Origin of the sequence: Belliella calami (assembly GCF_022549695.1) — a bacterium.
In the GTDB taxonomy this organism is placed as follows: Bacteria; Bacteroidota; Bacteroidia; order Cytophagales; family Cyclobacteriaceae; genus Belliella; species Belliella calami.
The window spans coordinates 307,240-320,548 of sequence record NZ_JAKZGS010000001.1 but is presented as its reverse complement, the minus strand read 5'-3'; the positions used below and the strand labels follow the sequence as shown (position 1 = coordinate 320,548).

Sequence of the window (13,309 nt, the reverse complement as noted above, 5' to 3'; positions counted from 1 at the left end):
CCAATGTGGTATTTATCACGTTTTGCAAGTCAATTAAACTATTTAGTGTTTCAACAGACATGTGCCACGAAGTCTGCTACCACCTATACAATTTATCGATATTTACTTGAAAAAGACTTATTGATTTTGTTGTAGCCACTTTAATAAAAATAATATGTATATCCGTTTTCATACCAGTAGAATCTAAATAATTGAATTAACCTGTGACTTCGAACCAATATCAATAAATATCCAATATCTATTTGTATCAGTTTGCCAAAAAACAATCTTTTGATTGATTAGTGGCATGATTGCGGATAATCATAAAAAATAATTTTGTATGTCAAAATACCTAAATATATTGATCGCTATACTCGTTATTTCTTGTAATTCTACAGAGATAACGAAAAGTATGGTGGATACAAAAACCTTCGTTCTGGATCCGACGGAGAATAATAAAATACCAATATCAGAAGTCATTGAAGAAGTCATTTTTTTGCCATTGGAAACTACAAATGAATCACTAATTGGGGATATCCATAGTGTAAAATACTTTAACAATAAATATTTTATACAGGATAGGGATAAGGTTCTTTGCTTTAATGCTGATGGGACATTTCTTTCAAAATTGGGAAGTTTTGGCTCTGGTCCTGACCAATATTCGAGCTGTGATCAATTTATAATTGACGAAATTAATGGTTATTTAATGATTAATAACCAAAGAACAGGGATGGAGTTATTAATGTATGATTCTACTTTGCAGTTCTTGTCAAAAAGAAAATATAATGACCCTTTAGAATCAATTATACCAATTGATGGAAAAGGTTTTTGCTTCTATTTTGGGAATAGGAATTCTGAATCCCATAAACATTATGTAAAAACGTTAGATAATGATTTAAATTTTAAGGACAATTTTATAGAAAAGAGTTTTACCATAGACCATTCTATTACATCACCTTTTCACGGTAGCTATTCTTATCAGAACAAAGCATATGTATATCCGATGTTTGAAAATGTCATCTATGAAGTTGATATGGAAGGCTATAGTCTTAAGTATCGTTTTGATTTTGGAAATTATACAATCACGGAAGAATTTCTTAAAAGTATTGAGGGATTGTCTTCAAGAGACCAAATGTTTGCCTTAAAGGAATCTAAATATATTTACAATATTGATCGAATTTTTGAATCAGATAGATGGATTTATTTTCAATATTACAGTGGGACTGAAGGTATGCATACAGTTTTGTTTAATAAGGAATTAGATAAAATTTATGATACTCGTGGCTTTACGCATATGCCAGATTTTGGTATGATGAGTCTAATGTATGGCATGGACGGTGACGACATATATTATACCTTAGATCCAAATCTATTGCATGGAACTTCTGAGGAGGCTGTTAATTTTCAGAAGTTTATATTATCCAAGAATGAACCTATAAGAAAACTGAAGGACAAAACCGAAAATGGTGACAATCCCATTCTTGTAATAGCAAAATTAAAAAGCAATTGATCGATTGATAGAATCTGTGTTGGTTTTCAGAAATTTGTTGGATGACGTAATCTGAAGACAATCTAATAAAAAGCCCTTCCAGTTAATTTGGAAGGGCCTTTTGTTGTGTGAATCCTTAGTCAGTTTTAAACGTATATTTTCTTTTTTTATGCATCTATACGATCATCTCATAATCAATAACTGATTTTCTATACAGCAAATGATAGTATTGACAATTGGCAGATTTTATGAAAATCATTTACTTCAAAATTGGCTCAATCATTTCGATAGTCCCATCTGCATTATGGGTCATTTCCGTCATTTTTAAATTTCTCAAATGTGTTTCACCTGAAAGCTCGGTATCATGGTAAAAGATGTACCATTTTTCATCTACTTCTACTATAGAGTGATGATTTGTCCATCCTTGAACAGGTTTTAAGATCACTCCTTGGTAAGTAAATGGTCCATATGGAGAGTCACCGATAGCATAAGCTATATTATGTGTGTCGCCGGTAGAGTAGGAGAAGTAGTATTTGTCGTTGTATTTGTGAACCCAAGCTGCTTCAAAGAATCTTCTTTCATGGTCTCCAGCCAAAATCGGTGATCCATCTTTGTCAAGGATCTTTATTTCTTTTGGCGCTTCCCCAAATTCGAGCATATCATTGCTAAGTTTGGCAATCATTGGGCTGATAGCTGGTTCATCATCGGCAGGTTCGTCGTCATAGGGAGAGTCTCCAGTAGATAGGTATTCGCCTGTTCTCCACTTTTGCAGCTGTCCACCCCAGATTCCACCCCAATAAATATAGTATTCATTTCCATCTTGAAACACAGCAGGGTCAATGCTGAAAGAACCTTTCATTGGTTCTGGCTGTGCCTCAAAAGGGCCCTCAGGCTTGTCGCTCACAGCCACGCCAAGCCTAAAAATATCATCATGGTCTTTTGCTGGAAAATAAAGATAAAATTTACCGTCTTTTTCAGCTGCATCAGGAGCCCACATTTGTCTTTTGGCCCATGGTACATCATCCACATCGAGCGCTAGACCATGATCCTTAGGTTCGGAGTCTATCGTTTCCATGCTGAATACATGGTAATCTCTCATGTTGAAATGCGCTCCAGAGTCGTCTTCTTCGACTACTGACTCTACATCATGTGATGGATAAATGTATATTTTGCCATTGAAAACATGCGCAGATGGGTCTGCTGTATAGATATGGCTTATCAATGGTTCTGAAAGAAATTTGCTTTGTGTAGTTTCTTCAATTTTGACTTCTTCTGTTTCTTCAGAATTTTGTTGGTTCCCACATGCAGAAAATATTAACGCTGCAGCGGCTGATAGAGCTAAAATAGGTTTTGATGATTTTAGGTTCATAGGTTATATGATTTTTAGATTCATTTTCAAAAATCTAAAATATAACAAATGAAATCGGTTTCAAAATTAAAATCCATAATATTTGACAAGTATATTATTAATAACATTTTCAAGAATCTTATGCTTCTAAATTGAAAACTCTTACTGTTCTCACTAAATAAATTTTAAATTTTCTCATGATTTACTGCAAAAGTACCAATGTTAAAGTGGCAGTACTAGTAAAGATTTTAGTTCAACTGGATTCCTAAAGTGAAAATTTAATATGTGTAACCTCTATCTTGGATCTAGCCAAACAATAGGTTGTTGGATAAACGATTTTAAGTTCTCGTGTGCTGTCTTCTGTTGACTAATTCCGCAAATTATAATGCCCCTTCATGTCCAAAGTGTAATATTTCAGATACTAAAAACACTTAATTTAGCTCACCGAATTGGTCTCGTTTTTATTGAAATCAGATGTGTGTTTTTTGTATCGGTAAAAACAAAAAAAAAGCATGTAAATCGTTTGATTTACATGCTTTTACGTGAATTAAAATTCACGCTGGTCGGGGTGGCAGGATTCGAACCTACGACCTCCTCGTCCCAAACGAGGCGCGATACCGGGCTACGCTACACCCCGAAAATTGACTTTTTGATCAATCGTAGCACAAATGTAGGAAAAGATTCCGTTGATACAATGCTTTGTAGCAAGGAAAGCCTAATGAATACTTTTATTTAAAGTTTAACCTGTTAATTATCAGTAATATATTCTCGGAATTATTCTTAAAAAAATAAAATATTTAACTGTCTTTAATGATTCAAAGATGTGGTTTATAAAATTAATATAGCCAAGGGAAAAAATGGCAAAAACAAAATTAGATGAATAATAAATATAGACACTTGTGTGCATATGAACATACTAATAATTTAAATAAGAACACCTTGAAGTAATTCAAGGTGTTCTTATTTAAATTATTTCGCTGAATTTTTGATTTCAGTAACTTCTACTCTGATCTCCTGAGCAAGTTTTTTGATTTCGTTCATGCTGTTTCTAACTCTTGTTCCTGCAGCTTTATTTCCTTTTTCATAAAACTTAGTGAAATCATCTTCCATTTCGGAAATCATTGATTTAAGTGTCTCAAATCTGCTCATAGTTTACTTCGTTTAAATTTTAGTTGTTTTTCTAAAGTTGAATTTAAAACCAAATTTCCTTAATTCCATATATGCGTATAAAGGATTTTAACAAAAACATAGATTTTGTCAAAAAAAGGCACATAATAATCGAATTTGACTTGAATTATAGGTAATCAAGCCAAGAAATTGATGATAGAATAGCTTTTTACTTTGATAGATTTTTAGGATGATGGGTGTTTCAAGAATGATTTAGAGTACTTGGAAAGCGAAACGGAAGGTTGAAAATTGATTTCTTTGCTCGGTAAGTTGTAACCATGTTGAAATCCTAACTACAAAAAATCACTAGCTACTATCTAGGTGTGGGATAAAAACAAAAAAGGGCGTTTAGAACGCCCTTTCGCAGATTGATAATTAATAAGTTGGCCGACCAGGGCTCGAACCTGGACTCTTCTGGACCAAAACCAGACGTGTTGCCAGTTACACCATCGGCCAATTTCGCTTTCAGTTGATTGCTCTTCTTTAAGGTGTCACAAATGTAGGTGTACTTTCTATTTTATGCAAATCTAAGGTAAAAGATTTTGTGCTATTTTTCTTAAATCCCTAGATTTCAAGGTGAAAAATATCATTTATTTTTCATTCAGCTTTTCACAAACCCTGAATCAAAAACATTATGGCAATGAAATGTAAAATTGTACCTGCTAGGACGAATAAGTGCCATATAGTATGTCCAAACATCATACTTCGTTTGGTGTAGAAAACTGTCCCAATCGTATAGCTTATACCACCGGATGCGATAAGGGAAAGGACTGTAGCGCTTAGGTTCTGATAGAGTGGTTGGACAACAAATATCGCTAGCCAGCCCATAGTCAAATAGAGGATCAGTGATGCCTTTTTGAATTTATGGAAATACAATGTCTTGTAAATGATCCCAAAGATTGTCAAGCTCCAGATTATCGTAAAAAACACCCAACCTAAAGTCCCTCCGACAACCAATAGTAAAAATGGTGTATATGTACCGGCAATTAGAAAGTAGATTCCTATATGGTCTAAGGTTCTAAGCCAAGCTTTTACCTTTACATCTTGGACAGCATGATATAAGGTAGAGAATGTATATAAAAGCATGATAGAGCCTCCGAAGATGCTACAGCTGACTATATGAATAGCTGTTCCATTCAATACCGAGAAAGTTACTAACAGCGCTATGGCTACCACACTAAACAATATGCCGATTCCGTGGCTAATACTATTTGCAAATTCTTCTTGTAATGTCTGTTTTCTTTCCATGCTGGCAATTTGAATTCTTTGAAGTCTTGATTGTTTTGTCACTTTTGTTTATTGAGGATGATTTTAATTGTGTTTTATGACTATCCGCTTACTTTCATACCATTTGCCTAATTTGTAGTTCATATAGACGTTTTTGATTTAGATTTGGCAAACTGTTTTTGATTTATTTGTAGTTATTCTATTAAGATACTGTTAATAAATATATTACAATTTTGCTATTTCAAAATATTCTACGCTAATTTGTTGAGGTATTTATTTTATAATCTTATTTAAGTTAGGAAAATGGCAATCAAAAATCTAGAAAAAACGGTGGTTAGCACCCTAGAGAAATTAGAGAAACTGAAACTTGATGAAAAGCTTCATGCTGAATTGAGTTGGTGCTGGAAAAGTTATGAATTCGACAATAATCCAGAGGGAGTTATAGAAAAAAGTAAGGAAGCCTTAGGACTTTTGAAGGCAAAAAGAGAAGAGAATTCAAAAGCTGTATCTAAGAAACTTATCGAAGACTTAGAGAAGATCACAACAAATTAAAGCATTAAAAAAAGGCTTTCCCGCAAGAGAAAGCCTTTTTTGATTTTGAGCGTTTAGACTATTCAGCTACAACAACAAACTTAACGTTGCTTTTCACTTCTCTATGAAGATCAACTTCAGCTTCAAATTCTCCTGCTGTTTGTACAGGGACATTGATTGAAATTTTCTTTCTGTCGATCTCAATACCTTGGTTTGCCAAAGCGTCAGAGATCTGAAGTGTAGTAACTTTCCCGAAGATCTTTCCAGACTCACCGATTTTGGCTTTGATTTCCAATGTAAGGCTAGAAAGCTTCGTTGCGATAGCTTCTGCTTCAGTTTTTACTTTTTCAGCTTTGTGAGCTGCTTGCTTGATGTTTTCAGCAAGAATTCTTTTGTTGGATTGTGTAGCCAAAACAGCAAATCCCTGAGGGATAAGGTAGTTTCTGCCATATCCAGGTTTTACAGCTACAAGATCATTCTTGTATCCTAAACCTTTTATATCTGTTCTTAAGATAACTTCCATTTTGATAAATTTTTAATTTGTAAATAATCGATCAGGTATGGATTATTTCAACCCATCAGCTACGAATGGCAATAATGCCAAGTGTCTTGCTTTCTTGATAGCGTTAGCCACTTTTCTCTGGAATTTCGCAGAGTTACCGGTCAATCTTCTTGGAAGGATTTTTCCTTGCTCGTTCACAAACTTCAAAAGGAAGTTAGGATCTTTGTAGTCAATATACTTAATGCCGTTCTTTCTGAATCGACAATATTTCTTTCTATTCTCTACTCTATTGATTGGTTCGTTTCTTAGTGTCATTAGGCTTGCTCCTCCTTAGCTTCAGCTTTTTTGTTAAATTCACCTTTTCTTCTTTTTTCAGCATAAGCTAGTGAATGCTTATCAAATACTGTAGTCAAGAAGCGCAATACTTTCTCGTCTCTTCTGATTTCAAGCTCAAACTTCTTGATCAAAGTTGGCTCAGCTTTGAATTCGATCAAAACGTAGAAACCGGTGCTTTTTTTCTGAATAGCATAAGCCATTTTCTTAAGACCCCAATTTTCAACATTTACGATTTCTGCCCCCTGCTCTTTTAACAAGTTTACAAACTTGTCTACGGTATCCTTCATCTGAACATCAGACAAAACGGGAGTTAGTATGAATACCGTTTCATAATTTTTTTGGAACATTTTTTTATTGTTTAATTGTATTTTATTTAAACAGACCGCAAAATTAGAGTTTTATTCGCTTTTATCCAATCTTTGTTCTATTTTAAATTCATGTTTGTCACATAAAATAACTTTCGTAGTTAGATTTAATCATTAAAAAACAAAAAATATTGAGTATTGAAGCTAAAGACATTCCAAAAGCAAAGACCTGACGGAATTACTCCCATCAGGTCTTTTTACTATCAGCTTATATGTATATCCGCCTACTTACAAGTAGCCACTTAATATAATGTATTCAGTTCAAATCCATCTGCAGTTGACCATAAACCGTTGTCTGTTGACGATTATCAGCATGATTTATATGTTTTAATATACGTACTGGTACACAACCGGATAATCATATTAGCTTAATAATATATCCCAGAAAGATAAAATCCCCCTTTTTTATTTTACTTCAAAACTTCCTTTTCCAATCTGATAATTATCAGCATAGATTCTTACTTCGTATTTCCCTGAATTGTATTTGCTCCCTTTTTCATAAAAGTAGGTCAGGGATTGCTGGGTATTGTCAAAAAGAATGTCTTGCTGAACAGTGTAAAACTCCTCTCTTCCATCTATCATAAATGTTCCAGAGCCTCTCGCAATGTCAAATATTGGCTGGTTGTTCGGAGCAATTATCTGTACATATATATCTCTTGGTCCTTTTTCTGCAACTTTATTATCAGCAATATTGAATGAAATCTTTAATCTTTCTAATTGTCTGTTTCGAAAACCGTCTTCTCTTTCTTTACCGCGGGAATTTACAGCAGCGATTAGGATGTTTTCGGCTTTCAATCTTCCAGCAATGCTGACTTTTTCTTCCAGTTCCTCAGTCTTCATGTTGAGCTTGACGACTTTTTCCTCAATCTCTGCTTGGCTTGACTTCAAGTCTTCATTCTCTGCAAAAAGTTGTTGGTTAACTTCGCGTAGTTTTACGATTTCCTTGTCTTTTTCCTGAAGTACGCTGGTAAACGAGTTGATTTTGTTGTTCAATGCATTAATCTCCTCAGTACTTCTCTTTTTGTTTGAGTTACGTTCTGAGATAAGCTGCTCACGTATCTCTTCCAAAGAACTGATATCTCCTCCAAGTTTTTCGATTTCTTGGATTCGTAAATCAAGTTGATAAGTAACAGAATCCAACCTTTTATTGATTTCATTGTTTTCCTCGGATAAAATCAAGATTTCCTCTGATTTTTTGCTTCGGTCCACCGAATCCGAATAAAGTTTGATCCCACTGATTATAACCAGGATAATCAAAACGATTATTAGTATGTTTTTTCCTTTTTCGGAATTCTTTGGTTTTTCCTTTTCAAAGTTGGTGTTCATGATATATATCCTTGTATTTTTACCGAATTAAATAAATAATAATGAATCTTTCACTGGACGAGCAATACTGGACCTCTCGATATCTTCAAAATCAGATCGGCTGGGATGTCGGGCAAGCTACTTTCCCCATTAAGCAATATTTAGACCAAATTGAAAATAAAGATCTCAAGGTTTTGATACCCGGTGCAGGAAACGCACACGAAGCTGCCTATGCATTAGAATTTGGTTTCAAAAACATACATATTTTGGATTTATCCAAATATCCTTTGGATAAATTTATTGAAAATCAGCCTACTTTTCCACCTTCTAACCTGCATCACCAAGATTTTTTTTTGCACCAAGGTAATTATGACCTGATCATTGAGCAAACATTTTTCTGTGCATTGTCCCCCAGCCAAAGAATTGACTATGTGAAGAAAATGCATCAATTACTGAAAAAGGACGGTGTCTTGATGGGGGTGCTTTTCAATAGGTACTTTGAACAAGAAGGACCTCCGTTTGGTGGTGACATAGATTTATATAAATCGATATTTGAAAACCATTTTGAAATTAAAATTCTGGAACCTTGTTACAACTCAGTTCCGCCTAGGAGAGGTGCTGAGGTTTTTATTCTTCTAAAGAAAAAAGAGGTTTAAAATTTTAATACATAGCTTTCTTTTGGCAAAGCCATATCAAAAAACACAATACCACACTCGTAGAAATCAAGATTGAGACTAACTTTGGGATGTTTTTTTATTTCTTGCCAAATGCTTTCCATTTCTTTGGACCAATGAATGTCTGCAATTGCCAATATGCTGCGATCAGATAGGTAAGGAAGAATAGTCTCAAAATAGCTTTTGGTGCCATTATATGTGTGTGTTGCATCAATCAACGCGAAATCAACTTTCTCTTCCTTCTTCAATAAGTTGGTTAATGTTGTGTCAAGGTTTCCTAAAATGTAGCTAGTATTCGGCTCAACCTGATGTTCTTGAGCTTTGCGGAACAAAGATGTTGAGCCTTCAAAAGTATAAAGCTTACCTTTTGGACATGATCTGGAAAGGTATCGGGAATTGATTCCAACACAAGTACCAAGTTCCAATACAACCTCGGATGGGGTAAGCTGGCAAAAATATTGGTAGAGTTGGCTGTGTTTTCTAGAGGAAGTACTGTATTTTGTAACAGAGGAGGTTTTTCTCAGGTTGCTTTGGAGTTTTTTGGATCCAGCTCCAAAATCTTCAATTTCCAATTTGCTATGGTCTCTTAGAAGGGAGTTTCTGATTCCCTCCAAATCCAAATCTGAGAGTTTGTTCTCGGTCAAATAGGAGAGAAGTCCAGTATAAATATTGTAAACAGAAGGTGATTGCACTGCATACTTATCCTCCTGAATCAGCCAATATTTCAAATAAGAAAGGAATGGGTGAATTTTATTTCTCAAATCAATTGTTGAAAATTTGGGAAATCATCTGAAACTCAGGAATAGTCACTTGAAAGATTTTTCCATCTTGGATTTTTTCCATTATGTAAGAGCCTCGCATTTTGCCCAAACCGGATTTTAGGTTACATCCAGAAATATATTGATGGGATCCTCCTGGCTCAAGTATAGGCTGTTGCCCTACCACTCCATCACCTTCCACTATCTTCATTTCATCACCTGCATCGAAAATTTCCCATTTTCTTCGTAACAATTGTATGGTATGAGGACTGTTGTTTTCTATATTTACCTTGTAAGTAAATACAAAATGCTGCTGATGGGGACTGGAGAACTCTGGTTGATAAGTAACTTCAACGCTTACTTTGACACCTTCTGTAATAGCACTGACCATAATTGGATTGGTTTGAACCTACTATTAGCAAATCTATATCATTCTACCCAAAACACAACAATAAATCAGAGATATAATGGACGTAAAAATTGAAGAAAGTTGGAAATCAGTTTTGAAAAAAGAATTTGAAAAACCTTATTTCGAGGAACTTATCAATTTTGTAAAGAATGAATATGCCAATCATGAGATTTTTCCGAAGGGTGGTGAGATCTTCAATGCTTTTGCCCATTGCCCATTTGACAAGGTCAAGGTAGTGATCTTGGGTCAAGATCCTTATCATGGTCCGGGACAAGCCCATGGATTGTCTTTTTCTGTCAGGGAGGGTGTCCCATTTCCTCCAAGTTTGTTGAATATTTTCAAGGAAATCAACAAAGATTTGGATCAGTCTATGCCTTCCAATGGAAATCTTACCCGCTGGGCGGATCAAGGTGTCCTTCTGCTCAATGCGACGCTGACAGTCAGGGCACATGAAGCGGGTTCGCATCAAAAGAAAGGTTGGGAGGATTTCACAGATGCGGTAATCAAGGAGATAGCTGCACAAAAATCCAATGTGGTTTTTATGCTTTGGGGAGCTTATGCCCAAAAGAAAGCTTCATTTATCGATGAAACAAATCACCTTAAACTCCATGCTCCACATCCCAGTCCACTTTCAGCCCACAGGGGATTTTTAGGTTGTGGACATTTTTCCAAAACCAATCAATATCTAAAGGAAAAGGGTTTGGAGGAGATAAAATGGTAACAAAAAAGAGAGCCTAGGCTCTCTTTTTGGGTTTTTTATGTTACGTTCCGAAATAGCTTGGTCTATATATAATCAAAGCTTCGCTACATTCTTAAAATTATAGTTAGATAAAGTTAAAGACCTTCGAGGTTTTATAAAACCTCAAAGGTCTCACGTCTTTGTTTCACATCTCAAATCTCACGTCTAATAGATTTTACTTCCCTAATCATTTTAGACTAGTCATATCGAGAATATTGGAGATATCTCACTTTGTTCGATATGACTTAGTACTTGCATCTTACCTCTTGGTTCTTTGTCACGTCCTGAAAATAGTTGACATTTTTTCTTTTAAATGAAGAAGTTCAACCCACTTCGGGGTTGTGGTCTCTATTAGTCATCATTATTCCCCGGGTTGCGACCCGGGGCTATTTGAAGTTCAACCACTCCGTGGTTTTAACGTCTCTGTTTCGGTCTGTCGCGTCCTGAAAATAGTTGACATTTTTTTTTATACATATCCTCTCGTTTTATAGGCGAGTCATTTCGACTAAAGGAGCCTGCCCCGTAGAATTACGGGGAGAAATCTCATACTGAATTTCACACCCCAACTTCAATTTTAACTTTCCAGTTTCAAACAGGGACGAGACCTCTCCTGTCGTCGAGGTGACATCTTTTCTCATCCTCTCGTATCTCGCCTCTCACTTCCCTTAATCTATTCCATTAAAGAACCTGTTCCAGCGGATTTTGCTGAACATTGATTTGTGTTTGTCAAGTGAAAGCCATAGGAACCATGCTTTTCCGACTACATGATCTTCTGGTACGAAACCCCAGTATCTTGAATCCAAAGAATCATGTCTGTTGTCACCCATCATGAAGTAATAGTTCTGCTTGAAAGTATAGCTGCTTACTTCCTTACCATCGATGATCAGCTTGTTGTCTCTTACTTCCATGTTTTTGAGGCCTTCGTATTTTTCTATTGTGAAGGCGTATTTGGCCATGGTTTCTTCGTTGATTTGGATGGTAGTTCCCTCTCCTGGTATCTCCAGAGGTCCCCAGTTGTCTTTGTTCCATCCAAAATATGCACCGTCAGGGAAAATTGAGGATTCCCCCATATCTTCTCTGTCTAACCTCTTGGTGACATTGGTTATTGCTGGCGATTTCTCAAGGTTTTTTGCGATTTCTTCTGTAGTCCATACCAAATATCCAACACCATTGGAAAAGGCAATGTATCCGTCTCTGTTGATGCCATATTCTTCAAAAAATTCCATGGATAGATTTTTGTCAGTCAATACATCATAAGAGAACTGCATTTTCTCTGGATTGTCACCCAATGCGCCATTGATATAAACCTGACCTTTTTTGATTTCCAAGACATCACCGGGAACTGCAACTGCCCTTTTGATATAGTTGGTTTTCAGATCGACTGGGTATTCGTATTCTGCTGGGTAATTGAATACCACGACGTCATTTCTCTTGATAGAAGTAAAACCAGGCAGTCTATAGTATGGAAGCTGAATCAAATCTGAATATGATTTCAATTCTGTGCCCCAAATTTTCTGGTGTGTAAGCGGTACCTGAAGGGGTGTTTTAGGGATTCTGGTTCCGTAGTGCATTTTACTTACAAAAAGGAAGTCTCCCACTAGAAGTGATTTTTCCATTGATCCTGTAGGGATGGTGAAGGGCTCCAGGAGCAACCAACGGATCAAACTTGCAGCGATTACTGCAAATACCAAGGCGTCAACCCATTCTCTGGTTGCCGATTTTTTCTTTTTTTCTTTAGTCATGTTGTTCAAAAATTTTAGAAAGATAGGAAATCATCCATAGATAGCACACCTTTTTTGTCCTTAATCCATTCGGCTACCAAAACTGATCCAAGTGCAAATCCTTTTCTGCTGTGGGCAGTATGTATAATCTCAATATCGTCGATTTCAGATTGATAGCGCACAATATGTGTTCCTGGAGCAGGATCTATGCGTTTGGCAATGATTGGCAAAGACTGTTCATTATTGATCAGTTCATCGGACAGTTTCCAGTTTTCTATTCTGGAAATTTGGTCGATGATACCTTCTGCCAAGGTGATGGCAGTCCCACTTGGAGCATCTTTTTTTTCTGTGTGGTGAATTTCCTCCAAGCTGACATTGTAATCTGTCTGCTCACCCATAAGCTTCGCAAGATACTTATTTACTTTGAAGAAAATATTGACACCGATGCTGTAGTTGGAAGCGTAGAAGAATGCCCCATTATTTGAAATTGTGAATTTATCTAATTCGGGTTTTTGGTTTAACCAACCTGTAGTTCCTGAGACGATTGGAATGCCATTGGAGATCGCCCATTTGATATTTTCAACAGCGGATTCTGGCTGGGAAAATTCAATCGCTACATCTACTGTTTTTGGATCCAAATTATCCAGTTCACTTTTGTTGTCAATGTTGATTTTTGCAGCGATGGAATGTCCTCGGGATTCAGCTATTTCGCTGATGATTTTACCCATTTTTCCATAGCCTAAGATTAATATGTTCATA

At 35.9% G+C, this 13,309-nt stretch carries 15 protein-coding genes and 2 tRNA genes; 4 read left to right on the top strand and 13 right to left on the bottom strand.

The window, feature by feature from the left end; all coding sequences use genetic code 11:
* Positions 1–319: 319 nt before the first annotated feature.
* Positions 320–1,489, top strand: coding sequence for a DUF4934 domain-containing protein (locus MM236_RS01325; RefSeq protein WP_241273122.1), 1,170 nt, complete (start codon positions 320–322; stop codon positions 1,487–1,489).
* A gap of 238 nt (positions 1,490–1,727) precedes the next feature.
* On the opposite strand, the gene MM236_RS01320 is transcribed toward MM236_RS01325, so the two are convergent.
* From MM236_RS01320 to trhA, 5 genes are all read right to left on the bottom strand, one after another.
* Entirely contained in the window at positions 1,728–2,837 is a 1,110-nt protein-coding gene (locus tag MM236_RS01320) for a glycoside hydrolase family 43 protein (RefSeq protein ID WP_241273121.1), read from the bottom strand.
* Between the two features lie 539 nt (positions 2,838–3,376).
* Positions 3,377–3,453: transfer RNA gene (locus tag MM236_RS01315), tRNA-Pro, on the bottom strand.
* A 332-nt stretch (positions 3,454–3,785) separates the two neighbouring features.
* A complete protein-coding gene (locus MM236_RS01310; RefSeq protein WP_241273120.1) occupies positions 3,786–3,965 on the bottom strand; it encodes a BF3379 family histone-like protein in 180 nt (59 codons plus the stop codon).
* A gap of 401 nt (positions 3,966–4,366) precedes the next feature.
* Positions 4,367–4,439: transfer RNA gene (locus MM236_RS01305), tRNA-Gln, on the bottom strand.
* 153 nt (positions 4,440–4,592) lie between these two features.
* On the bottom strand, positions 4,593–5,231 hold the full coding sequence (gene trhA, locus MM236_RS01300) for a PAQR family membrane homeostasis protein TrhA (RefSeq protein ID WP_241273119.1): 639 nt from the start codon (positions 5,229–5,231) through the stop codon (positions 4,593–4,595).
* 282 nt (positions 5,232–5,513) lie between these two features.
* Here trhA and MM236_RS01295 point away from each other — a divergent pair, with 282 nt between their 5' ends.
* Entirely contained in the window at positions 5,514–5,762 is a 249-nt protein-coding gene (locus tag MM236_RS01295; protein ID WP_241273118.1) for a hypothetical protein, read from the top strand.
* Between the two features lie 58 nt (positions 5,763–5,820).
* Here MM236_RS01295 and rplI read toward each other — a convergent pair whose 3' ends face one another.
* The 4 genes from rplI to MM236_RS01275 all read right to left on the bottom strand — a co-directional run bounded on the left by rplI (position 5,821) and on the right by MM236_RS01275 (position 8,270).
* Positions 5,821–6,264, bottom strand: coding sequence for a 50S ribosomal protein L9 (gene rplI / locus MM236_RS01290; RefSeq protein ID WP_241273117.1), 444 nt, complete (start codon positions 6,262–6,264; stop codon positions 5,821–5,823).
* Between the two features lie 42 nt (positions 6,265–6,306).
* Positions 6,307–6,558 (bottom strand): 30S ribosomal protein S18, encoded by a 252-nt coding sequence (rpsR, locus tag MM236_RS01285; protein ID WP_241273116.1) that lies wholly within the window; start codon positions 6,556–6,558, stop codon positions 6,307–6,309.
* Positions 6,558–6,926: a 30S ribosomal protein S6 gene (rpsF, locus tag MM236_RS01280; protein WP_241273115.1), complete on the bottom strand. Its 369-nt coding sequence runs from the start codon at positions 6,924–6,926 to the stop codon at positions 6,558–6,560. The genes rpsR and rpsF overlap by 1 nt, the downstream gene beginning before the upstream one ends.
* A 423-nt stretch (positions 6,927–7,349) precedes the next feature.
* Entirely contained in the window at positions 7,350–8,270 is a 921-nt protein-coding gene (locus MM236_RS01275) for a DUF8428 domain-containing protein (RefSeq protein ID WP_241273114.1), read from the bottom strand.
* Between the two features lie 41 nt (positions 8,271–8,311).
* Here MM236_RS01275 and MM236_RS01270 point away from each other — a divergent pair, with 41 nt between their 5' ends.
* Complete coding sequence (locus MM236_RS01270) at positions 8,312–8,905, top strand: class I SAM-dependent methyltransferase (protein WP_241273113.1); 594 nt, start codon at positions 8,312–8,314, stop codon at positions 8,903–8,905.
* Here MM236_RS01270 and MM236_RS01265 read toward each other — a convergent pair.
* Both MM236_RS01265 and apaG read right to left on the bottom strand, forming a co-directional pair.
* Positions 8,902–9,684, bottom strand: a complete 783-nt coding sequence (locus MM236_RS01265) for an O-methyltransferase (RefSeq protein WP_241273112.1) — start codon at positions 9,682–9,684, stop codon at positions 8,902–8,904. The genes MM236_RS01270 and MM236_RS01265 overlap by 4 nt on opposite strands.
* Position 9,685: 1 nt before the next feature.
* A complete protein-coding gene (gene apaG, locus MM236_RS01260; protein ID WP_241273111.1) occupies positions 9,686–10,072 on the bottom strand; it encodes a Co2+/Mg2+ efflux facilitator ApaG/CorD in 387 nt (128 codons plus the stop codon).
* 76 nt (positions 10,073–10,148) lie between these two features.
* Here apaG and ung point away from each other — a divergent pair, with 76 nt between their 5' ends.
* Positions 10,149–10,811: a uracil-DNA glycosylase gene (gene ung, locus MM236_RS01255; RefSeq protein ID WP_241273110.1), complete on the top strand. Its 663-nt coding sequence runs from the start codon at positions 10,149–10,151 to the stop codon at positions 10,809–10,811.
* A gap of 683 nt (positions 10,812–11,494) precedes the next feature.
* On the opposite strand, the gene lepB is transcribed toward ung, so the two are convergent.
* On the bottom strand, positions 11,495–12,571 hold the full coding sequence (gene lepB / locus MM236_RS01250; protein ID WP_241273109.1) for a signal peptidase I: 1,077 nt from the start codon (positions 12,569–12,571) through the stop codon (positions 11,495–11,497).
* 14 nt (positions 12,572–12,585) lie between these two features.
* Positions 12,586–13,308 (bottom strand): 4-hydroxy-tetrahydrodipicolinate reductase, encoded by a 723-nt coding sequence (dapB, locus tag MM236_RS01245; protein WP_241273108.1) that lies wholly within the window; start codon positions 13,306–13,308, stop codon positions 12,586–12,588.
* Between the last annotated feature and the right edge of the window lies 1 nt (position 13,309).

Bases quoted from the DNA above. Each gene is read 5' to 3' on its own strand.
- MM236_RS01325 (WP_241273122.1), top strand. From the start codon at position 320: ATGTCAAAATACCTAAATATATTGATCGCTATACTCGTTATTTCTTGT.
- MM236_RS01320 (WP_241273121.1), bottom strand. From the start codon at position 2,837: ATGAACCTAAAATCATCAAAACCTATTTTAGCTCTATCAGCCGCTGCA.
- MM236_RS01310 (WP_241273120.1), bottom strand. From the start codon at position 3,965: ATGAGCAGATTTGAGACACTTAAATCAATGATTTCCGAAATGGAAGAT.
- trhA (WP_241273119.1), bottom strand. From the start codon at position 5,231: ATGGAAAGAAAACAGACATTACAAGAAGAATTTGCAAATAGTATTAGC.
- MM236_RS01295 (WP_241273118.1), top strand. From the start codon at position 5,514: ATGGCAATCAAAAATCTAGAAAAAACGGTGGTTAGCACCCTAGAGAAA.
- rplI (WP_241273117.1), bottom strand. From the start codon at position 6,264: ATGGAAGTTATCTTAAGAACAGATATAAAAGGTTTAGGATACAAGAAT.
- rpsR (WP_241273116.1), bottom strand. From the start codon at position 6,558: ATGACACTAAGAAACGAACCAATCAATAGAGTAGAGAATAGAAAGAAA.
- rpsF (WP_241273115.1), bottom strand. From the start codon at position 6,926: ATGTTCCAAAAAAATTATGAAACGGTATTCATACTAACTCCCGTTTTG.
- MM236_RS01275 (WP_241273114.1), bottom strand. From the start codon at position 8,270: ATGAACACCAACTTTGAAAAGGAAAAACCAAAGAATTCCGAAAAAGGA.
- MM236_RS01270 (WP_241273113.1), top strand. From the start codon at position 8,312: ATGAATCTTTCACTGGACGAGCAATACTGGACCTCTCGATATCTTCAA.
- apaG (WP_241273111.1), bottom strand. From the start codon at position 10,072: ATGGTCAGTGCTATTACAGAAGGTGTCAAAGTAAGCGTTGAAGTTACT.
- ung (WP_241273110.1), top strand. From the start codon at position 10,149: ATGGACGTAAAAATTGAAGAAAGTTGGAAATCAGTTTTGAAAAAAGAA.
- lepB (WP_241273109.1), bottom strand. From the start codon at position 12,571: ATGACTAAAGAAAAAAAGAAAAAATCGGCAACCAGAGAATGGGTTGAC.
- dapB (WP_241273108.1), bottom strand. From the start codon at position 13,308: ATGAACATATTAATCTTAGGCTATGGAAAAATGGGTAAAATCATCAGC.